We start from the raw sequence: 21,169 nt of genomic DNA on the forward strand, positions 1-21,169 counted from the left end.
CATCAGAAGGATTACAAAAGCGAGGGGCTGGCCCTCGCGCGTGATCTGTATAGCGAATCCCGTGGAGAGCCTGCGCACGATGAACTCGGCCTTGATGCCGGGGAGGATGTCAAAAATGCACCAGGAGCCCCGCGCCCTTCTGTCAAGCGCGCAACCAGATCCCGCCATGGACGGGATCTCCCATATCAACGTCTACAGCAAGGGTCGCACCCGGCTGGGGCAGCTGCTGTCGAACTTCGCCAGGACCCCTTTTGTCGTTGATGGCTTCGGCCGCTTTGCCAGCGTGGAGGCCTACTGGTACTGGCTTTCCTGTGAGCAGGATGAGCTGAGAGATCTTGCCGGGTTCGAGGCCAAGGCGCAGGGCCGGCGGCTGATCAAGGAGAGAGGGCGCAAGCCCCGGGCGGATTTCGAGAACCTGATCCGCGCAGCCGTTCAGGCAAAGATCGAACAACACCCTGAAATCCAGGATCTGCTGAGAAAGGCACCTGGCGGCATCCCGCTGCTGCATTATTACGTCTACGGCGACCAGCTGCGCGACGTTTCGCGATCGCACCCCTGGCTTATGGAGTGCCTCGAGCAGGTCAGGGTGCATGCCCGGCGCTCTCTGGCGCCGACCCGGGTGCAAGACCCCGGCGGTGTCGGTGTCAACGTGGGCCCGGGGAGCCGATTCTGCCCGGACCAGGTACGGGGCCTGACGGATCGCCAGTACCTCCAGTGGCTCTGTGAGCAGCTCAGTCGCGACAATGGCCTGCTCAGGGCGCTTGTAGCGCTCCAGGGCGAGACTTTGCTCTGTCCGCAGGCCCTGGCCCCGGCCAGGGTGTTGCCGGCTTGGCTGGACGGCGTAGGGGCGAGTGAGAGCGTTCAGGCGGAGCTTGAGATCTAGGCCGAGCGGGGTGCAAGAAAAACCCCTCGCGGCCAGGTGGCTGGCTACAAGGGGTTTGAAGATCAACGCCAGTTGGTCCTGATGAGCTCCCCGGGCTTGGTGTGGAAAAAGATCCAACCCCAATATCCGCCCTCGGAGAAGCACCTGGGCTTGAGCTGTGAGGGTACGGTGTTGAGCTTGGGGTCCAGGACCCCGCGCAACCGCCACCAGGCCTGACCGCGGTAATACGACAGGCGCGCCTCACACCACTGGACACGCTTGATGAACCTCTCACGACGCTCATCGCGATTACGCGCGCTGACGCCGATGTCGTTCATGTCATCACGAGCCCGCTCGAGCTCCACCGCTTCGCGGCGCACCCTGGGGCGGCGACGCAACCCCCAGACATAGGTCGGGGTTGAGCGATAAGTCCTCGCCATAACAGCCTCCTTCTGCATGTACCTCCTTGGTATAGCGACCTGCCGGACGAGAACACCGCGCGCCTCTATCGCACACTCCGATCTCGCGCTAGTGCACGACAAAGGTGCCGATGCTTATCGCATTCTCGTTCCACTCAGGGATGCGAATGACAAGCGGGTAGTTACCCGGCTGAAGCTCTTCCCAGAAAGAGACTCTCGCGCTCGTGACGCCGCCACCGCCAATTGTTGTATGCAGGGGCGTCCCGTCAAACACCACCCGAGCGCTATGCGGCGCGCAGCCGATGACCATCCAAAGCGCAGAATCTCCGGAAGGCTGAAGATTGAACGGTTCGCCGGCCTGGGTCGATTTCGGCCCCCAGTTCTCAACTTCGCACTGACCCCACTGCGCATAGACCGTAGTCCCCTGGGGTTCCGAATAGGTCGTAGAGGGGGTTGTGTTGCTGGTTTGGGACGCGCCGGTACTCCAACCAAAGAACGTGTACCCTTGGCGCACAGGAACAGGCAATGCGCCGATCTCCTCGCCGTAGGTCACGCTCTTGGTCGTCGGGCTGACCGATCCACCCTGGGGATCGAAGGACAGGGTGTAGGTGCTGGCCTCAAACGAAGCCGAGACCGAACATGCGCCGGTGATCGCACCGGTGGTGTAGGTGGATCCGGAGAGCGATCCGCCGCAACCGGTCACCGAAGCGATGCTGTATCCGGAGTCAGGTGTCACGGTAAAGGTGGTGCTCGAGCCATGCTCCACGTTCCGGGAGGCTGGCGTGATGGAGCCATTGGCGCCAGGTGATGTCGAGACCGTGTAGCTCTCGATATCCCACTGGGCATACAGCGTGGCGTCCGCCGCCGCGTAGACCGTGGTCTCGCTCCAGGTGGCGCCACCGCCGCCCGCCTGGGTATTCCAGCCGCCAAAGACGTGCCCGTCCCGGGTCGGGGTGGGCAGGGCGCCAACCTGGGCGTCGAACGTGACCGTCTTCCAGGAAGGCTGCACGGTGCCGCCCTGGGCATCGAAGGAGAGGGTGTACTCGTTGGCCTCAAACGAGGCCGAGACCGCGCAGTCCTCGCTGATCGCACCGGTGGTGTAGGTGGATCCGGCAAGCGATCCGGCGCAGCCGGTCACAGCGTCCACGCTGTAACCCACATCAGCACTGACGGTGAAGGCCGCGGTATCGCCGTACTCCACCAGCCGGCTTGCCGGGCTGATCGAGCCGCCGGCGCCCGCGGTCGCCGCGATCATAAAGCTCTCGATATCCCACTGGGCGTAGACGGTGGAATCCCCCGCGATCAGGTAGGGCTCGGAGGCCTGCCAGGGGCTGCCGCCGGTGGGCTGCCAGTCCCAGCCAAGGAAGTTGTGCCCGTCGCGCGAAGGCTCAGGCAGGGTGCCTGTCGGCTCGCCGTAGACCACCGCCTGGCTGGAGGGGGTCACCGATCCGCCCTGGGCATTGAGATTCAGGGTGTAGGTGTTGGCCTCGAAGGCGGCAAACACGTTGCAGTGCGCCGTGACCGGGGCGGTGACAAATACCGAGCCCGAGAGCGCGCCGTCGCAGCCCGAGACCGAGAAGATCGAGTGCCCGGTATCGGGGCTCACGCCCACATTGGCGCTCTCGCCCTCGAGCACCTCCTGCATGGCGGGGTTGACCGAGCCCCCGTCGCCGGCCGAGGCCGAGACCACGTAGCTCTCAGGATCGGGCTCCGGGGCGCTGGCGGGCCCGCCCGTTACCCCTTGAAGGGGTAAATGAACCGGTAGGTGCTGGCCGAGGCCACGGAGGTGCTGGCAATAAGAATCAGGGCCAGCAGATAAACTGTGAATTCGCGATACTTCATGACAGTATTTCTCTCTGCGGTTGCTTGTATTCAACGTATAGCGATAAACAGGGGAACCTCCGCGCAGAGAAACCCCCGGGCGCTGGCGCGCACCGGGGGGTGAATTACAATAAGCCTGTATGTCAATCCGCCTGCGGCTGAAGCTCGCGGGGAGGTCTTCCTTCGCGGCGTATCAGACTGCCACCGGCGCCTTGATCTTCGGGTGGTGCTGATAGCCGATCAGCTCGAAGTCCTCGAGGGTGAACTGATCGATATCGGCAACCTCGTGGTTGATCTTAAGCCTGGGCAGCGGCTTTGGCTCGCGCCTGAGCACCTCTTGCGCCATCTCGAAATGATTGCTATAGAGATGCACATCTCCTCCGGTCCAGACGAAATCACCGACCGCGTGACCTGTGACCTGCGCGATCATGTGGGTCAATAATGCGTAGCTTCCTACATTGAATGGTGCACCCACTCCGACATCTGCCGACCGTTGGTAGAGCTGGCAAGAGAGCTTGCGCTTGGGGATTCCGGCGCCTGCGGCAGCCGCCAGAGATGCCTCGGCACCAACGGCTTTCGACCAGGTCACTCGCTCCTCTCGACTCATTGGCGCAGAGTAGAACTGGAAGAAGGAGTGGCAAGGTGGCAGGGCCATATCGCCGCTCTCCACGTCCGCCACGTTCCAGGCGCTCACGATCAGGCGCCGGTTGTCCGGATCGGTCTTCAGGCGCTCGATGACGTTGGCGATCTGGTCGATCTCGGCACGCTCAAACCGCCCCAGCCGCATCGTCTCGTGGTTGTGTCCAGAACGCTGAGGCTCGTCGGTCCACTTGTAAGAGGGCCAGGAGCGCCACTGCTGGCCGTAGATCGGCCCGAAGGTACCGTCCTCCTTCACCCAATGATCCCAGATGTGGCAGTTGTGCTTGTGCAGGTAGGAGATGTCCGGGTTGCCCTTGAGAAACCACAACAGCTCCACAGCGATCAGACGAAACGGGGTGAACTTGGTTGTGACCAAAGGGAACCCCTCTGTCAGATCGAAGCGCATCTGGTGACCAAAGACAGAGCGGGTCCCTGTGCCGGTCCGATCCCCCTTGTCTACTCCGTGCTCGAGAATCCTTCTGATCAAACTTTGATACTGCTCCATAATTACCTCCAATGATTGATTGAGCCTCTTCAGACAGGTATAGAGACTGGCGCGCTCGGCGTTTGGTGGCGCTGCGTAAATCAAAGGGGGGGGGGGGGGGTGCTACAGCGAGGCGGCGCGGCCCTTGGGCCCCGGTGCTGGCGTCTTGCTCTGACGGCCCCGGGAGAGCTTACTTGCCCGGCGCCGCGCCCTGCTTGGAGATCGCGCCCAGCGCCTGGAGGTACTTGTCCGGAGAGCCGTACTCCAGAGCATAGAGCGCATCAAGAAAGGCGATGATATCGTCGTGCTCGATCAGCACGCGCTTGGGGATGTTGTAGGTCGTCTTTCCTTCAGGATTCCAGGTGATGCGCTCTCCTTTCACGTAGAAAGACAGCGCCTTGTACAGTACGGTTTCCGCCTTGTCGGCACAGAACATGTGCCCTTCGGCGCGGGTGAATATCTCTTTCAGGTGGCAAATGACGAAGCGGTAGCGTTTGAGCGCAAATGCGGCCGTGCCGCGGATCCCGGCGCTGGCGATCAATCCATCGAGCAGCTTCTCGAAAGGGAAGACCACCTCGGCCCAGAGTCTTGTGGCATCCAGGTTCTTCGCCGCGGCGTGCGCGCGCTGGAGTGCCGGCAAGCCGGAGACCGCCTGATAAGACGCCTCGCTCTGAGCCTGCGCTGCCGCCATCAGGCCCTCGAGCACCTGCGCAACAGGTTCGTTCTCGTCGCTGTGTTTCGTGCTTGTCATCGTAGACACCCCGGCCCTTGAGCCTTTGCGTTTTTCTGGAATGGGTTTTATTCGTAGAACGCCACGGTCGCCCATGCCGCACGCGCCTGCTCGCTGTCCGGCTCACCCTTGAGCCACCCGAGGTATGCGCTTTCCTTGAACATCTGGAGGTGAATTCTGATGCCGGCGCGGGCGCAGGCACGGCGAATACGATCCATGTAGAGGCCGTGCGTCGTGTTCGGCAGGCCCGAGAAATCCTCCCGGTAGCGGGACAAAGAGGCGTTGTCGGGGAAGCGCAACAGCACCGCTTCTCGATATCCGCCCTCAAGCAGCGAACTCACCGCGCTCTCAACGCCGGAGTCGAGAAGCGCATTGAGACGATCAAGGGAAGAAGAGAGATCCTCCGGGACAGGCTCGGCATCGCTCTCGAAGCGGATGATGCGCTCCTCGGATGTCGCGCAGAATCGCGCCAGATCGGCGACAGTCATACCCAGCCCTTCGCGAACAGTCTGAAGCGTAATTCCGTTCATTCAAGCCTCTCTTCAATGCGCCACCCGAAGAGGGGCGCCATGGTTGTGATTTTGTCGTTCTGTTGTTAAGAGTGTAGCATGGGATACGGCCGATTCTCAAGATCAGAAGGCGGCGCGATAAAAACCCGGGCACCGCAAGGCGCCGGGTTGGTAATGATTTCGCTGGTTGAGGCTCATCTAGGCGCCCAGCCCGATAAGCTCAACAAACCTGCGCCCTGGGTGTTCACGCACGCGATCCCCGATGCATCGGGTCGGCTTCCACTCACCGTAAACCTGCTCCAGCGTGTGTGGCTGGATGACCTCGTTCGGGCCCTGCTGGCGAACGGTGACCAGGCGGTTCCCGTTTTTCATCTTGATCTTGAATGGTCGATTCACTGCTCTGCCTCCTCGGTTGCCTATGACCTCTTGCAGTTTGTATAGCGATCACCGACCGACATTCTCATTGACAGGAAGGCCAGGGCGTTACAGCGTCATGCGCCGCCCGGCGCCGTGAGCCGCTTAGAACAGATCGGGCTGCTCCACCAGGCGATGAACCCATAGCCGAATCTGTTCAGGATCGGGCGTATGGGTGGAGCATAGCCCTCGCAGTTCCCCGAGAAGCGCCTCCGGGTGCAGGGCGATGCGGTGACCATTGAGGCGCAAGATGATATCGAGTACAGCGAAAGCCGTGCGCGCATTGGCGCCCGCGAAGGGCCGCTCGATGAGAATCTGCGCAAATATCCAGGCCGCCTCATCAAGAATACCGCCTCCGCAGCGATCCAGGGGCCGGCAGAGCGTGGATCTCAGAACCTCCGGTGCGCTCACGCCGCGCTCACCCCCGTAGCGCTCGGCCAGCTGGGCGTTCAGTGATAGCACCTGATCGAGATCTGGAAGGAGGGGCGTACTCAAGCGTCCAGCCCTCGGTAGATCTCATGGAATTCCCGCAAACTGGCATCGAAATGGCGCTGGATCGTGAGCCATCGACTTCCGTTCTGGTGGGTGCTCAGGTATTCGGAGCACGCCTTCTGGATAAGAGCCTCGAGAGTCTTTCCCTCGGATCGAGCAATGGAGCGAAGCGCTTCGATGTGCTCGTGGCTCACCAAGATGCGGGTTTCCTCGGCCGGGGTTGGTGGGGGCATACGTTGAAGCCTCAGTTGGAGGGTTGCACGTTTTCACCCGTGTATAGCAACACCCCGCGTGATCCCTGGCGGTAACAAAGAGAAAGGCCCTCGCCGCCGTTTATGGCTGCGAGGGCCTTCTCGTCAAGCAGGCCCAGGGAATCAGGCGACGTGGGTGCTCAAGCTTCCGACACCCCGCCCGCGCTGGCATGTAGCGCGGGCGTCTGCGGCCTTAGAACCATCCACCCCCGCCGCTTTCTTCGCATACGTCGTCCTGCTGCGCATAGCCGGTCGGCCAGTCCCAGCTATTGCCATAGAAGCCGCAAGCGTCCGCGCTGCTTGGGATTGCGACAAAGCCCGAACGGTTCTGGATGCCGAGGGGAATCTTGATCTGACCGTTCATAATCGAGAGAGTCTCAAGCCCGGTAAGGTCAACAAGATTCGGATTATTGCTCAGATCCAGATCCCCGCCGACATAGTTCAGCTTGCTGAGGCCGTCGAGGCTCGTGAAGGAGTTCGAATCGAGGCGCAAATCTCCGCTTACCTGCGCCAACTTACGCAGACCGTCGATCGTCGTCAGCCCGTTGTTCTGAAGAAGGAGCGCACCGGTCACGTTTTCAAGATTACGCAATCCTTCTACGTTGGGCAGAGAGTTCCCTGCAAGATCGATGGCGCCGCTGCTTACAACACTCGAAAGACCTTCTACGTTGCTGAGCGAACTGAACTTCACGGTGATCCCGCCACTGCTGATCGTTACAGTCGGGTAGGGCTTGTTGTACTGCCCGCAGCTTGCGCCGCCCATCGGGAGGCAATCAAGCGTCACGTGGGTCCAGTTGATCCCGCTCTCCCAGTTGCTCGGTACAGTAAGACCGTGGTCGAGCGCAAAGGACTCCCATGCGTTTGCAGCATCGGGTTCAAAGCTCGCAATCACCGTGCAGTCTTCGGTGATCGCGCCGGTGAAGTACTCGGTATTGTTCTGAAGCCATCCGCCACAACCGGTGGCGCCGACAACCACATAGCCGGCATCCGGGGTAATGGTGAATGACGTGCTGTCTCCGTACTCCACGGACCTTGAAGTCGGGCTGATCGAGCCGCCCTCTCCAGGCGATGTCGAGACCGTGTAGCTCTCGATATCCCACTGAGCATACAGCGTAGCGTCATTGGCCACTGCGTAGACCGTGGTGTCGCTCCAGGTGGCGCCACCGCCGCCCGCCTGGGTATTCCAGCCGGCAAAGCTGTGTCCGTCCCGGGTCGGGGTGGGCAGGGTGCCGACCTGCGAGTCAAACGTGACCGTCTTCCAGGAAGGCTGCACGGTGCCGCCCTGGGCATCGAAGGAGAGGGTGTACTCGTTGGCATCGAAAGAGGCCGAGACCGAGCAGTCCTCACTGATCGCACCGGTGGTGTAGGTGGATCCGTCGAGCGATCCGGCGCAGCCGGTCACCGCATCGAGGCTGTAACCCGCATTGATGCTGACCGTGAAGTCCGCGGTATCGCCGTACTCCACCAGCTGGCTGGCCGGGCTGATCGAACCCCCTGTGCCGGCCGAGGCCGAGACCGTGTAGGCCTCGATATCCCACTGGGCATACAGCGTGGCGTTGCTGGGCTGAGTGTAGACGGTGGCGCTCGCCCAGGTGACGCCGTCACCACCCGCCTGGGTGTTCCACTCACCGAAGCTGTGCCCGTCCCGGGTCGGGGTGGGCAGGGTGCCGATGGCCTCGTCAAAGACCACTGCCTTGGAGGTTGGGCTGACCGATCCGCCCTGGGGATCGAAGGACAGCATGTAGGTGTTGGCATCAAACGAGGCCGACACCGAGCACACGCCGGTGATCACACCGGTGGTGTAGACGGATCCGGCCAACGCGCCTTCACACCCGGTCACCGCCGCGATGTAGTACCCGGTGTCCGGCGTAACCGTGAAGTCGGCGGTATCACCATACTCCACCAGCTGGCTGGCGGGGCTGATCAAGCCGCCCGCCCCGGCGGTCGCCACGATCATAAAGCTCTCGATATCCCACTGGGCGTAGACGGCGGAGTCTCCCGCGATCAGGTAGGGCTCGGAGGCCTGCCAGGGGCTGCCGCCGGTGGGCTGCCAGTCCCAGCCAAGGAAGTTGTGCCCGTCGCGCGAAGGCTCAGGCAGGGTGCCTGTCGGCTCGCCGTAGACCACCGCCTGGCTGGAGGGGGTCACCGATCCGCCCTGGGCATTGAGATTCAGGGTGTAGGTGTTGGCCTCGAAGGCGGCAAACACGTTGCAGTGCGCCGTGACCGGGGCGGTGACAAACGTCGAGCCCGAGAGCGTGCCCCCACAGCCCGAGACCGAGAGAATCGAGTGCCCGGTATCGGGGCTCACGCCCACATTGGCGGTCTCGCCCTCGAGCACCTCCTGCATGGCGGGGTTGACCGAGCCCCCGTCGCCGGCCGAGGCCGAGACCACGTAGCTCTCAGGATCGGGCTCCGGCGCGCCGGAGGGCTCCTCCGAGGCGTTCTGGATGGAGATGCGCAGAACATATTCCGCGCCGCTGGCCGCAGGGCTTACCGCAAGCCCGCCGATCAGAAGTGCATAAAGTAGTGGTTTCATCGACAAAGTCCCCTCACAGGATAGGTTGGTATTTTTCCGTATAGGTAAAATCCCACCCGTTTCGAAGGGCGCCCGCACCCGCCGCAGATCATTGATGCCTGGTGTTTACTGGTGCTATACTTTGTCACACCTTAAACAGAACGATCGGATACCCTGACCATGCTGCACTTTGAACCTGCCTCTGACGGCGAATCCCCTCTGGGCTGGTGTACCTCCCAGAACACTTCCTCTGATTTCATTGAACGCCGGCGCGAGTCTCTGTCCTGGTACAGCGAGTCCGGCGCCCGCCTGGAGATCGGCGCCCTTTCATACACCGAGATCAGCGTCGAAGACGCCCAGGCGCTTCGCCACCCCCTTCATGATCTGTTTCGCGAGGCCGAGGACCTTCACGACATCTACCTCGCCTTGTTTGAAGACGATGACTACATCAAGCGCGGCGCGGAGCGCCTGGGGTACTACGGCACAGAGGATATCCTGGTCATCGACCAGATCTACCTCAACCCCAAGTACCGCGGGCACAAGATCGGGCTGGCCGCGATCGAGACGCTTATCGCGCGTCATTCGCATTGCGGCGCGGTCACGCTCAATGCCTACCCTTATGCGCTCAGCCCGTCAGGCACGCCGGATGAGCAGCTCAAGACGCTTCGAAAAGGAATCGAGAAGCTCCATCTCTACTACCGCCAGCTTGGTTTTGAGGCGGTTGATCACACTTGCGCCGGAAGCCCGGTGATGCTGCGTCTGCCCGTAGGGCGCTACCCCAGCGCGCAGGACGCGGGATTCGACCCCTGGGCGCTGGATTCCATGGCGGTTGCCTGATCGCGCGCCATGGCGGTGTATGTCGACAAGCCGAGAAACCCTTATGGGCGGATGTTGATGTGCCACATGGTGGCGGACACCCTCGAGGAGCTCCATGAGATGGCCGATCGTATCGGGGTGGCGCGGCGCTGGTTCCAGGCCAACGCCAGCCACCCCCACTACGACATCTGCAAGGCCAAGCGGGCGATCGCGCTCTCTCTTGGCGCCGTCGAGGTCGGCCGTCGCGAACTGGCCGCCATCCTTCGAAGAACCCGCCACCTGAGAGCCCAGGCGTCCCCTCTGCGTTGAGGCTCGCGCCCCCTTTGCCCCGTTCTGGCCGGATTGCCTAGTTGTCGAGCGCGCTAAGCGGGGAGAGGTCTATCCACGAGCGCCTCCCGGGCCGGAAGTTAGGGCCCAGCGCGGGCAGCAGGTCGGTCTCGAGATCCTCGATCGTCACCGGAGTGCCATCCTCTCCCACCAGGCCGCTCTCAGTGAGGCGCCGGTCGATCTCCAGGAGCATGTGATCCGGCACCACCCCGGGCGCATAGATCCGGTACCGGTGGTAATCGCCGAGCTCCTGGTTGCGATCAAACAGATCCGCGAGCTCCTGGAGAATCTGCTCCACCTCCGCATCATCTTCGTTGAGCGTCGCGCGGTTGAGCTGCTCGAGCAGATCGGCGTAGGCGGCGATCACCCCCTCGCCAGACGGATCGAAGGCGATCAGCGCCGAGTACTGGCCGTAGTTGATACCGCGCAGCTCGTGCGTCATCTGCGCCTTGTAGTTATTCGCCCCGTAGCAGGACATCGGCTGACCTTGCTGCTGGAGCTCGTGCATATCCCCCACGTTCCAGAAGAGGCTCAGCTCATAGAGCAGCCCGTTCCACTGCTCAGGCGCCGCGGGCACGATGCGCCCCTGGGAGACGGAGAATCCGTGCGCGTAGACCCCGCCAAAGCCAATCTCGTCGCGGTTGTTTCGCGCAACGGGCAGGTACTGCTCTGGCTGAAGGCTGTAGTGCGCCGAACCGTCCCCGGCCACGGCGAGCAGCTGCACGGTGAGCGCTCCGTTTCTCCAGCGATACCCTCGACCCTCGTCGTTGACGGTGACGTGAGGATCCACGCTGTAGAGGTCCTGGGTGGTCTTTGGTGTATTGCGGTAATCATGGGTGTTGTTCACGCACCCGGCCTTGGTGCCATGCAGCACGCCTTCCTGGCCGATCCGCCCGGTGATGCTGATGCGAATGGTGGGGTTCGCGCACGGGCCCTCAGCGAGGATCTCATCGAGAGACACCACCAGCGACTGGCCCTGCTCATCGACCAGGTCCTGCGGATCACGGCCCAGCCGCACCAGCTGCTCGGTGAGCATCTGCTGGTACTCGAAACTGTCCCAGACCCGGCAGCCGATCTGGATTTCGGTGCCCCGGGAGAGATCGGCGTTGGTGAGCGTGACGATAAATCGCTGCGACGCGCTCATCCCGACCACCTCATCGACCCGGTTGAGCTCGGGCTGCACCGTGTAGGGGGTTACCCCGACCTGTAGGCTCGGGCGAGCCCGCCGGGGCTCGATCTCCAGCAGATCGACGTAGTTGACGCCCTGCACCTTGTCGTAGGCGTGGTGGTGTGCATCCACGCGCCCGCCGGTCCCGTCCGCCTCGAGATAGGGGTTGATCTGCTCGGGATCCGGGTAGCCTTGCGCGGGGGTGCGCGCGGCGCCGGCGGGGCTGTCGGTCGTGACATCGAGATTGCCTCCGAACATGATCCCGCTCATGGGGGCATGCAGGTCCGGCAGCAGGGCGCCGTTGAGAAACACGGCATCCTTCCCGAAGCTCACCCGGGCGAAGGCCGGCTGGGAGATGTTGCCGGCGCCGAGGTTGAGCCCGAGCGGGTAGTGCTTCTCCTCATCGATGATCAGGGCATCCTGGTCATTGAGGGTGCCGTCGCGGTTGAAATCGAACAAGGCCCTGCTAAAGCGCCCTCCGGCATGGAGCTCGAGCTGCATGACCCAGTTCTCGCCGCTGTTGCTCACGGCGGGATTGTTGGTGGTGAACTGCACCCGGCCGCCCCTGACCTGCGGGCGGCCAAGCAGGCGCTCGCCGGCGCGCGGGAACTCCACCTCCCAGCCAAGATCCGGCGTCTCGCCGGACCAATCGGGGGTATTTGCGCTGGCCGCGATGCGCACCTCACGGGTATTGTCGCCGCCATCAGCCGCGTCCCAGGTGTAGATGTGCTCCTCGAGATCCTGGCTTATCAGGCGGCTCTGCGTCACGCACGGGCTGACGCGCGATTCGCAATCATGACGGTCCCAGATGCCATAGAATGCCTGGGTATCGACATTGACCTCGTCGATGTTGCTGAGCAGGCTGCCGGTACCGAAGTAGACGAAAAGTCCGCCGGCGGGGTGGCGGGCGACATCGGGCTCGGCGGTGATCGGGCGATCGGCGCCAGCCGAGAACAGCAGGGCAGGGGAGCGATCGGCAAGCGTGATCCGCCAGAGATTGCCGCCGATATCGCCCGCGTAGGCATAATCCACCCGCCCGTCGATATCCGAATCAACCAGCGTCGGCCCGCCCAGCCCTTCCGAGGGCAGCGGCATCGAGACCGTGCTCACGGACCCGCCATCGAGCGGGATCAGGATCAGCGCCGAACTCTGAGACTGGCTGCCATAGCCATTGCCGCTGACGACATACCACCGCCCGTTGGGCAGGCGCGAGATCGCCGGGCGCTTGTGGATATGCCCGATCGTGGCGCCGATCGAGGGGTGTCCCTCGCCGGCCTCGAACAGCACCTTCGGGGACTCGCGGTCGGAAACATCGAGAACGAACAGCCCCTTACCCCCGGCGCCGAACCCTCCAGCCACGATCTGGCGCCCGTCTGGAAGGCGCCGCGCGCCCAGCTCGCCGTCCGCCATGTAGGTATGCGTATACGGGGTGCGCATCAGCCTGCTCATCCTTTGAAACAGGGGGGATGGCGCGTATGCAAACACCTCTTCACCGTCCGCGGTGGAGAATCCGTGAACCAGCCCGTCATTGGCACCCACCACCACCAGATCATTGATGATCACGGGGCGCGAGTTGACGATATCGCCCAGCAGGCTGAAGCGGGTTCGATAGATACCGCCTTCCTCGGATCGCTCCAGGCTTCGATCCCCGCGCACGTAATTGAGGATGTCGCTTTCGTAGGGCCCGCTGGCCAGGGTTTCGTGGGCATAAGGATCGAGCGCCTCGCGCTGCTGTTCGCTGAGCCGGTCCCAGCGAAAGGCCACGGTGCCTGCCTCGTTGTAGGTGACGATGTTTCGTTCCTGCCAGAACAGCGCCGAGGCTTGCTCTGATTCCCACAAACGCGCCCTGGCGCTCCAGTTGCTGACGCCGTTCTCGGGCGGATTCGAGCCGATGGGCACGTCGGTGGATCGCTCGCCCTCGGCGCTGATACGGTACTGGATCAGGTCGCCCTGCCAGCCGCCGTTTTCAAACCAGACCCGGTAGGCATGGGTATCGCCAAGCTCCAGGTTGTCGCTCTCCAGCACGTAGGGGGCGATGGTGCGCACCGGCTGGCTCTCGGGGTCGTGTACCGCCGCCCCGAGAGCAGGGGCGCAGAAAAGGAGGAGGAGGGGTGCAAGGATGCTGTTTTTCATGAGAATCTCCTCTCAAGGGGCCTCAAACGTGCCGTAGATTGACTGCACGGTGCGAAGCGCCCCGCGCGGCCCTGCTGCCCGCGCGCTGACGCGGTGCAGGTGGATCTCACTGCCGGCGATGCTGTAGCCGTCAGCCATCGATTCCCCAGGAACCTTGCGCGGACCGATGTACTCGAGCAGGTAGCCGGCCTCCCGGTCGTGCGCGTAATCAAAGTCCCACTCGATGCGCAGAACATCGGGCGGGGTCAGCTCAGCGTTGCCGTGGAGGAAGTAGTAGTGATCGGGCTTGATCTCGCCGTTGAGCAGCGTGAGAAGCTCCTGTTCGGCATGCACCAGCGTGTTCTCCGCGCGCCCGAGCGCCTGGCTCTGGGATTGGTACCCCTCGCTCATCCGGGTCTGAAGCAGGGCGCTGTTCAGCGCGCTCGCCCCGAGAAGCGTCATGACCACCAGCAGGATCAAGCTGACAACCAGCGCGACCCCTTGTTGTTTGCGGGCTGTATTCATGCTCAGAGACCTCCATTTCGCAGCCGCACCGTCGCGGTAAAGAGTTGGCGGCGAAAATTATCGCTCGGGGTGTAGCTGACATCGCCCATCAGGTAGGTTTGCGTGTTCTCGATCCCCGGGTGCGGGCATTGCGCGCGCATCAGCACCCAGATCCGTGCCGCGATGACCTCTCCCCAATCAAGCACCCCGTCGGCATCCACGTAGCCTCCGGCGGTCAGATCCAGGAACTGGATCTGGAGGTGCTCGACCCCCGGCGCCAGGCTTCGGACCACCGGTCTTGCATCGGCGTCAAGCGAGATCACGTTCAACCCCGGTACGTTGTCGCCCTGCGCGCAGGCGGCACCGCTCGCCGGCATTTGCGCGACATAGTAGGCGCGCGCGTTCATCTCCCTGACCACAGGCTCATCGGCGCCAATCTGCTCGATCTGGTTGAGATTGATGTGGGCGTTGTTGCCGCGCATCAGGCGCCCGGCGAACATGGAGGCGCGCAGGTACAGGCGCTCAGTGGAGAGGTTCTCGGTGGGCTCCGGGGAGGCATAGCGCACTGTCACGATGTCGCCTCGAAGGTAATCAGAGGCGCAGTCATGGCCGCCGAGCCCGTTGTTGGTGGCGTCGATGGGTTGCTCGAGCATGCGCCCCCAGGCGTCAGAGCCCGGGGTACATCCCGGCTCGTAGGGCGCAACCCCCGGAACACCCAGGATCTGGGTGACATCCGCGTTTCCGCCCCAGAAGCCCGCCCGGCGAAGGTCCCGAGAAAGCGTCTCGACGACAAACCGGCCGTTCTCCTGGATCCGCGCGAGCGTATCCTGCGCCCGATGGGTCTCTTTGACGCCGAGATACATCTGGAGCGCCCCTGCGACCAGGATCAGGCTCAAGAGCAGGGAGACCATCAACTCGACCAGCGAGAATCCCGCCTGGCGAGCCATGGCGCCGCCCCCGACCCCGCGCGCGGCGATCACAGCACCACCTCCAGGCTGAGCTGCTCGCTGTGGGGCTCATCGGCTGCGCCTTGCGCCATGGAGGCGCGCCACAAGACGGTGATGCGATACCCCTCGCCGGTCTGTTGCACATGGCCGACCCCGGCCGGCAGGGCGCAGGCGACCGTGTTCAGCCAGTAGTCGCGATCCTCGCTGCCGAGGGCCACTGCGCCGTTCGGGGGCGCCTCGCAGTCACCCCCCGGCCCGTCGCCGTTGTAGAGATACTGCGTGAGCAGGCTCTCATCGGTGCGGTGCGCCACACGCAGCTGATCGCCCATGCCTTGGGCAAGCACCACCGCCTGCGAGGCCAGGTAGGCGTCATAACAACTCTTGAGCCCGACGATCTGAAGGGATGCGACCCCCAGAAGGCCGACAGCAAAGATCGCCAGGGCGATAAGCACCTCGATCAGGCTGAATCCGCTCTCGTGTCGCATCTCAGCACCCCTTTCGCTCAACACGAATCTGCCCGGTCACCGCGACCGTGATCTCGCGCGCTCTCTGGGTGTCGGCGGCACAGGCGGCGGGGTGCAGCATGATCGTCGCGGCCAGGGCCTCGGAGGGCAGCACCCGGGCGCCGCGCTCATCAAAACCGAGCACCGCGAAACCCGCGTGAGCCTCCAGACGGTCAAACCCGTAGCTCACCCGTATGGCGTTGTCCTCGTTACATTCTCCGGGCAGGTGAACGCACCAGCCTCTGGAGAACCCGCCCTCAGCGGCCGTCACAAGGACCGGCACGCCCCGCTTGACCGCCTCGGAGCGGGCCAGGTTGAGCGATGAGATGAGGGAATTGGTCTGCGCCGTGACCTGGTTGTTCTGGACCAGATTGAAGAAACCGGGTACGGCAACGGTCATGAGCACCGCGGCGACACTCATCGTCACGATCAGCTCAATCAGGGTGAATCCACGAATCTTTTTCATGATCTCGACATCCTATCGTCACGAGAACGGCCTTTACCACCGCTCTACTCTTACAATAGTTTAGCAAACGACGGGGTATATCGGCAAGCGCCGGGCGACGCCTTATCAGCTCTTGAGGCCCGGCTATACCCGTGCTACACTTTGAGTGTGCCAAATAGGCGGAAAAGTTCGACGGAGAGATCACCATGATCGCAAGCACAGCCACACCCGGGCATCTGCTCACAGCCAGGCCCCTGACGGAGCCCGCCACGCGCGGCGCTGTTCAGGTCATCCCCTACCTTCCAGGGGCGCCATTGCGCCTGGTGCGCTCGGAGGGGAAGCTCCAGGGGATCGTGAGAAAGCACCTCAGCGACCCGCTCACGCCGAGCGATCCGCAGGAGATCCGCGATTACCTGACGCGCAAGGGTGTTCTGGTATCGCGCAACGAAGCGCAGGTGCTGGCCTGCTACGCAAGGCTCTATCGCGCCCGGCAATAGGGCGGCCAGGGGCGCGCTTGCGCTACTTCTGGGCCACGGGGCGGGGCAGGTGGTGGTATTCGATGCCGCATACCGGGCAGTGATAGCCGGTCACGCGCCGATCCTTTTCGGTGGCGATGCTGCGAGATCCAGGCCCATAGAGTCCCGCCCCCTCGTAGGGGATGTACGGGATCACGCTGCGCTCGAGGATCTCGTGGCCACACACCACGCAGGCCTCGCCGCTTGATTTCTCGCGCGGCTCAATCGGTCGCATGCTCACCAACCGCTGGATCCAGCGCGGCGGCGCTGTGTGCCCGGCGCGTGAGAGCGCCTGGCGCAGCGCCCGGCATTCTTCGCGTTCTCACGGGTGCCGGCGCAAACAAGAGCTGACGCATGCCGTCATCGGCAAGCGCGTGCTTGAGGTTCGGATTCGGTTTTCTTTGACGCATATCGCATATTCTCTGTGTTTGGCTGTAGCCCTGGTAACCGCGCACGGCGCGACTGCCCGGGTGGATAATTAAGTCCCCGGTAACAAGTACCGGGGACGATGAATGACTAGATCACGAGAGTGACCCAATCCCCGCAGGAAACGGTCCTGCCGCTGACCGATGCCCTCGCCTTGGAGAAGTCATAGCTCCAGGTGTTCCAGTTGCGCCGAGAGTACTGCTCGTGGGCGCATACCACCGCTTTCTCGGGCGGCAGTGAGTAACTGAGCTCCTGCTCGGTGCTCATGTTGATCACCCGTGTGATCGGCTGCTCTGCCATATTCATGCCCCACCTCCCTGATTAACCCGGCTGTCGCTGCCGTGAAACTGCGCCGCGGCGCGCATCCACGCCGGCCAACCGGCTATTGCGTTCTTCGCCTGCCATATCTGGTCCGAATACCCGGAGGCGGTGAACTCGCGCGTACGCCAGACGCACACCCAGCTCCCGGCCGGGTTTCGCGTATAGAGGGCGACCTCGACTCCGCTGCCCACGACCGCGTACACGCTGGGCGTCATCAGGGAGCGCAGATCGATCCTCGATTGCACGCGCGCCAGATCACCGGCGGCGATGTCACGTTCAATGGCGCACAGCTCCGGCCAGTAGCCGACCAGCGCCAAGGCCTCGTCATTGGCGCCAAACCGCACGTAGGGCGGGCAGTGCCGGTTGACCAGGTCCTCGAGATCAGCCAGCAGGCTGATGCCTTGATCGGGGTATCGCACGCGCCGGGGATCGACATCACCCAGGCGCTCGATCAGCAGGTTCTTGCACTGGGCCGGGGCAAGGCGCATTGCCTCGCCGGCAACCCGGGGCAGCAGCTGCGCCAGATCCAGGCTCTTGCCAATGGCCGTACCAACCACCAGCGGCTTTCGTTGATTACTGTCATCAAGCTCCATAACCCCTCCTTTTGATGAATGTTGTCCTGTCGGTAGATATAGGGACTTCGCGCACCGCAATTACCGGCGCGCAGAGTCAACCGCCGCCCTGGTGGTTTCCGATGAAAACAGGAGAAGGAGAGATCTGCTCGCCCGACGCACTCGCTGAGAGATGTGCCGGGCGGGCAGGTGTGTAGGCGCTTCAGCCAGCCGCATGCAGGTGCTCACCCCAAGGCCTCAGCGCCAGCGGCGAGACCTTGGGGCGAGGGTGCTTGCTTACCACCCGCACCCGGTCCACACGTTCAACGTGCAGTCGCTGGTAACAGGGCCGACGGTGTACCCGCTGCCATTCCAGCTGCGCGTACAGGTGCCTGTGGCGCTTACATTGACCGCGCCTGTTACGCTGACAGTGGCTGTCGCATTCATATCGACCAAGAGAGTGCCGGTCGGGCTGACGGTCGAGCACCACGTGTCTCCGCTATGGGTGATGGTCACCGCGCGCCTGTTATCGGAGAAATTCGCGTGAAGCGTGCAGTCCCCGGTAACCGGTCCCGTGGTAACGGTCGTGCCGGAGTGGCTGTTGACGTAGCACCCGCCTGAAGCGCCCAGTGCGTCGAGCTTGAACCCATCTGGGGTTGTCAGGGTAAAGCTGGTGGCGCTGCCGTGCGTCACCAGGCGGCTACTCGGCGACCAACTTTGGGCCAGGTTGTTCGAGGTCGTGGAGACGGTGTAGTTCTTCAGCGCGTACGTCACCGAAATCGAGCAATTTGCCGTGATCGGCCCGGTGACGTATATCGGGTAGTACGTCCCCTGGACATCGACCACCTGCCCGCCGCAGCCTGTAGCCGAAACCAGTCGGTAGCCCTCATCCCAGGCAAGCCCGAAGGAGGTGGTATCGCCATGGTTCACTGTGCGGCTGCTTGGCGTGACAATGCCTCCGGGCCCCGCGCTTGCAGAGACGGTGTAGGAGTTGACGCTCCACTGGGCGTAGACCGTGGTATTGCCTGCCACGTTGTAGGTGGTGGAGGCGTAATACCAGGCACCCCCGGAGGTGCGCCAGCCGGTAAAGGTGTAGCCGGTGCGCGAGGGCGTCGGCAGTGACCCGACATTCTGCCCGTAGGTGACCGACTTGGATCCCGGGCTCACCGACCCGCCGTTGGCGTTAAAGAACAGCGTGTAGGTGTCTGCCGCCCACTGGGCATAGACGGTCGTATCGCCGGTTTCGGTGTAGACGGTGGCGTTGGTCCAGGTTGCACCACCCCCGCCGGCCTGGGTGTTCCAGCCGGTAAAGGTGTAGCCGGTGCGCGAGGGCGTCGGCAGTGACCCGACATTCTGCCCGTAGGTGACCGACTTGGATCCCGGGCTCACCGACCCGCCGTTGGCGTTAAAGAACAGCGTGTAGGTGTCTGCCGCCCACTGGGCATAGACGGTCGTATCGCCGGTTTCGGTGTAGACGGTGGCGTTGGTCCAGGTTGCACCACCCCCGCCGGCCTGGGTGTTCCAGCCGGTAAAGGTGTAGCCGGTGCGCGAAGGCGTTGGCATCGAGCCGATCGGCTCCCCGTGGGTCACCGTCATCGAGCCGGGGTTGACCGACCCGCCGTTGGCGTTGAAGGACAGCGTGTGCTCATTAGCCTCGAACGAGGCGCTCACCGAGCAATTTGCCGTGATCGGCCCGGTGGTGTAGGTCGAGCCCGAGAGCGAACCGGCGCAGCCGGTCACCGACTCGATGGCATATCCTGAATCGGCGCTCACGGTAAAGGTGGTGCTCGATCCATGATCCACGGCCCGAGACGCCGGGCTGATCGAGCCGCCAGCGCCGGCCGCGGCCGAGACCGTGTAGGTGTCGAGATCCCACTGGGCGTGCAGCGTGGCATCAGCCGCCTGGGCGTAGACCGTGGTCTCGCTCCAGGTGGCGCCACTGCCGCCCGCCTGGGTGTTCCAGCCGAGGAAGGTGTGCCCGGCCCGGGTCGGGGTGGGCAGGGCGCCTACCGGCTGATCGAAGATCACGTTCTTCCAGGAAGGCTGCACGGTGCCGCCCTGGGCGTTGAAGGACAGGGTGTAGGTGTTGGCATCGAAGGAGGCCGATACCGTGCAGTTCTCGATAATGGGCCCGGTGGTGTAGGTGGATCCGGCGAGCGAGCCGGCGCAGCCGGTGACCGCGTCTACGCTGTACCCGGTGGCCGCGGCCACGGTGAAGGTGGCACTCGAACCATGCTCCACGGTCCGGGACGCCGGGCTGATCGAGCCATTTGAGCCGCTGACGGCGCTCACCACGTAGGTGTTGAGATCCCACTGGGCGTAGATGGTGGAATCCGCGCTGGTGTTGTAGATCGTCGCGGAGGTGTACTGGGTGCCTCCGCCCTCTGCGAACTGATTCCAGCCACCGAACCCGTAACCGGTTCTCTCGGGCACAGGCAGCGCCCCCACCGAGGAGGCGTAGGTAACGACCTTCGAGCCGGGGCTGACCGATCCGCCCTGGGCATCAAAGAAGAGGGTGTAGTCATTGGGCGCAAAGGAGGCGTTTACAGTGCACGACTCCATCACCGCGCCTGTGGCGTAGGTATCGCCGCTAAGCGCGCCGTCGCAGCCCGAGGCGCCGAAGATGCTGTAGCCGGGGTAGGGCGAGAGGCTCAGATAGGCGGTCTCCCCAAAGGCAACCTCCTGGCTTGCCGGGGAGATCGCGCCCCCTGTCGTCGAGGCGCCGTACACGGTGATCTCTGGCGAGGGTGCAGTGTATCCCTCGCCCGTCAACGGCACGATCGTGATCAGATTGTTGGCAAAAGCGGCAGTGCAAAGCACCATCGCCAGCAAAGCTGAGACAAGTCTCATGATAGAGCCTCCCTTCCCTAGAAAACCAAAACCGGCTTCTATTCGTTAGCCTTGTATAGGGAATCTTTCGTGCGTCATCGGTCCGGGGCCTGATTTGCACCCCAGCCCGGCAAACGCGTCACGCCCCGGGGACTGGCGCCCGATCTTTGAATATGGGCGTTACCTATGCTATACTTGGCACGTCCTTGAAACACGACGAGAGCCATGAGCAAGACCCCGCCCGACCTGAAGCCGCTTCTTGCGAGATGTCGCCGGATGCTTGGATGCGACACGGTTCGCCTGTCCACCCCGGGCGGGACAATGTTTCTGGTCATGGGTTTTCGTCGAAACACGCGCGACGACGCGGGTCAGTGGCGCGATGAGCATGGGAGGCCGGCCGACTTCGACTATGTGGCAGAGCAGACCGTGGCCAGCGGGGAAACCCCTGAGCAGCTGCTCGCCTCGGTCGAGGAGTACCTCGAGCACCTTTCCATGAGCCCGCGAGAGCATCTGGAGAAGATCCTGCTCCTGGCACAAGGAGCCGGGCAGTGAGAGAGCATCGGTGAGGG

23 protein-coding genes are annotated in these 21,169 nt (G+C 63.2%); 5 read left to right on the plus strand and 18 right to left on the minus strand.

Annotated elements, in window-relative coordinates:
• The first annotated feature begins 115 nt into the window (after positions 1-115).
• Positions 116-883 (plus strand): NADAR family protein, encoded by a 768-nt coding sequence (locus tag THITHI_RS19975; RefSeq protein WP_156820691.1) that lies wholly within the window; start codon positions 116-118, stop codon positions 881-883.
• A 62-nt stretch (positions 884-945) separates the two neighbouring features.
• Here THITHI_RS19975 and THITHI_RS0117440 read toward each other — a convergent pair whose 3' ends face one another.
• The 9 genes from THITHI_RS0117440 to THITHI_RS0117485 form a co-directional block, all read right to left on the minus strand.
• On the minus strand, positions 946-1,302 hold the full coding sequence (locus tag THITHI_RS0117440; RefSeq protein ID WP_156820692.1) for a hypothetical protein: 357 nt from the start codon (positions 1,300-1,302) through the stop codon (positions 946-948).
• Between the two features lie 88 nt (positions 1,303-1,390).
• Positions 1,391-2,971: an InlB B-repeat-containing protein gene (locus tag THITHI_RS0117445; protein ID WP_018234348.1), complete on the minus strand. Its 1,581-nt coding sequence runs from the start codon at positions 2,969-2,971 to the stop codon at positions 1,391-1,393.
• A 324-nt stretch (positions 2,972-3,295) separates the two neighbouring features.
• On the minus strand, positions 3,296-4,246 hold the full coding sequence (gene thyA / locus THITHI_RS0117455; protein ID WP_018234350.1) for a thymidylate synthase: 951 nt from the start codon (positions 4,244-4,246) through the stop codon (positions 3,296-3,298).
• 169 nt (positions 4,247-4,415) lie between these two features.
• Positions 4,416-4,976 (minus strand): hypothetical protein, encoded by a 561-nt coding sequence (locus THITHI_RS19495; protein ID WP_018234351.1) that lies wholly within the window; start codon positions 4,974-4,976, stop codon positions 4,416-4,418.
• A gap of 47 nt (positions 4,977-5,023) precedes the next feature.
• Positions 5,024-5,485, minus strand: coding sequence for a hypothetical protein (locus THITHI_RS0117465; protein ID WP_156820693.1), 462 nt, complete (start codon positions 5,483-5,485; stop codon positions 5,024-5,026).
• A gap of 177 nt (positions 5,486-5,662) precedes the next feature.
• A complete protein-coding gene (locus THITHI_RS20705) occupies positions 5,663-5,860 on the minus strand; it encodes a hypothetical protein (protein ID WP_156820694.1) in 198 nt (65 codons plus the stop codon).
• Positions 5,861-5,983: 123 nt separating this feature from the next.
• Entirely contained in the window at positions 5,984-6,373 is a 390-nt protein-coding gene (locus THITHI_RS19500; RefSeq protein ID WP_018234354.1) for a hypothetical protein, read from the minus strand.
• Positions 6,370-6,603 (minus strand): hypothetical protein, encoded by a 234-nt coding sequence (locus THITHI_RS0117480; RefSeq protein WP_018234355.1) that lies wholly within the window; start codon positions 6,601-6,603, stop codon positions 6,370-6,372. Before THITHI_RS0117480 ends, THITHI_RS19500 begins: the two co-directional genes overlap by 4 nt.
• Positions 6,604-6,814: 211 nt before the next feature.
• Positions 6,815-9,157 (minus strand): InlB B-repeat-containing protein, encoded by a 2,343-nt coding sequence (locus tag THITHI_RS0117485; RefSeq protein WP_018234356.1) that lies wholly within the window; start codon positions 9,155-9,157, stop codon positions 6,815-6,817.
• A 159-nt stretch (positions 9,158-9,316) separates the two neighbouring features.
• Here THITHI_RS0117485 and THITHI_RS0117490 point away from each other — a divergent pair, with 159 nt between their 5' ends.
• Entirely contained in the window at positions 9,317-9,973 is a 657-nt protein-coding gene (locus THITHI_RS0117490; RefSeq protein ID WP_018234357.1) for a GNAT family protein, read from the plus strand.
• Between the two features lie 9 nt (positions 9,974-9,982).
• Positions 9,983-10,261: a DUF4031 domain-containing protein gene (locus tag THITHI_RS0117495; RefSeq protein WP_018234358.1), complete on the plus strand. Its 279-nt coding sequence runs from the start codon at positions 9,983-9,985 to the stop codon at positions 10,259-10,261.
• A gap of 37 nt (positions 10,262-10,298) precedes the next feature.
• Here the strand turns inward: THITHI_RS0117495 and THITHI_RS19505 are convergent, their stop codons facing one another.
• From THITHI_RS19505 to THITHI_RS0117520, 5 genes are read right to left on the minus strand one after another with little or no spacing between them, the layout of a single operon-like run.
• Positions 10,299-13,580 carry a pilus assembly protein gene (locus THITHI_RS19505; RefSeq protein ID WP_018234359.1) on the minus strand — a complete coding sequence of 1,094 codons (3,282 nt, stop codon included), beginning with the start codon at positions 13,578-13,580 and terminating at the stop codon, positions 10,299-10,301.
• 12 nt (positions 13,581-13,592) lie between these two features.
• A complete protein-coding gene (locus THITHI_RS19980) occupies positions 13,593-14,084 on the minus strand; it encodes a pilus assembly PilX family protein (protein WP_018234360.1) in 492 nt (163 codons plus the stop codon).
• 2 nt (positions 14,085-14,086) lie between these two features.
• Positions 14,087-15,043 (minus strand): PilW family protein, encoded by a 957-nt coding sequence (locus THITHI_RS0117510; RefSeq protein WP_018234361.1) that lies wholly within the window; start codon positions 15,041-15,043, stop codon positions 14,087-14,089.
• The gene (gene pilV, locus THITHI_RS19515) at positions 15,040-15,495 is read right to left on the minus strand and encodes a type IV pilus modification protein PilV (protein WP_018234362.1); all 456 of its coding nucleotides are present in this window, start codon (positions 15,493-15,495) and stop codon (positions 15,040-15,042) included. The genes THITHI_RS0117510 and pilV overlap by 4 nt, the downstream gene beginning before the upstream one ends.
• Before the next feature lies 1 nt (position 15,496).
• Positions 15,497-15,979 carry a GspH/FimT family pseudopilin gene (locus tag THITHI_RS0117520; protein ID WP_018234363.1) on the minus strand — a complete coding sequence of 161 codons (483 nt, stop codon included), beginning with the start codon at positions 15,977-15,979 and terminating at the stop codon, positions 15,497-15,499.
• A gap of 185 nt (positions 15,980-16,164) precedes the next feature.
• Between THITHI_RS0117520 and THITHI_RS0117525 the strand changes: the two genes are divergently transcribed.
• Positions 16,165-16,455 carry a hypothetical protein gene (locus THITHI_RS0117525; protein WP_018234364.1) on the plus strand — a complete coding sequence of 97 codons (291 nt, stop codon included), beginning with the start codon at positions 16,165-16,167 and terminating at the stop codon, positions 16,453-16,455.
• 22 nt (positions 16,456-16,477) lie between these two features.
• Here THITHI_RS0117525 and THITHI_RS0117530 read toward each other — a convergent pair whose 3' ends face one another.
• The 4 genes from THITHI_RS0117530 to THITHI_RS0117545 form a co-directional block, all read right to left on the minus strand.
• A complete protein-coding gene (locus tag THITHI_RS0117530) occupies positions 16,478-16,708 on the minus strand; it encodes a hypothetical protein (RefSeq protein WP_156820695.1) in 231 nt (76 codons plus the stop codon).
• Between the two features lie 281 nt (positions 16,709-16,989).
• Positions 16,990-17,205, minus strand: coding sequence for a hypothetical protein (locus THITHI_RS0117535; RefSeq protein ID WP_018234366.1), 216 nt, complete (start codon positions 17,203-17,205; stop codon positions 16,990-16,992).
• Entirely contained in the window at positions 17,202-17,813 is a 612-nt protein-coding gene (locus THITHI_RS0117540; protein WP_018234367.1) for a hypothetical protein, read from the minus strand. Before THITHI_RS0117540 ends, THITHI_RS0117535 begins: the two co-directional genes overlap by 4 nt.
• 255 nt (positions 17,814-18,068) lie before the next feature.
• Entirely contained in the window at positions 18,069-20,621 is a 2,553-nt protein-coding gene (locus THITHI_RS0117545) for an InlB B-repeat-containing protein (protein ID WP_083908812.1), read from the minus strand.
• A 204-nt stretch (positions 20,622-20,825) separates the two neighbouring features.
• On the opposite strand from THITHI_RS0117545, the gene THITHI_RS0117550 reads away from it, so the two are divergent.
• Entirely contained in the window at positions 20,826-21,152 is a 327-nt protein-coding gene (locus THITHI_RS0117550; protein ID WP_026186463.1) for a hypothetical protein, read from the plus strand.
• The last annotated feature ends 17 nt before the right edge of the window (positions 21,153-21,169 follow it).

The sequence above is a fragment of the Thioalkalivibrio thiocyanodenitrificans ARhD 1 genome, from assembly GCF_000378965.1.
Classification (GTDB): Bacteria; Pseudomonadota; Gammaproteobacteria; order Ectothiorhodospirales; family Ectothiorhodospiraceae; genus Thioalkalivibrio_A; species Thioalkalivibrio_A thiocyanodenitrificans.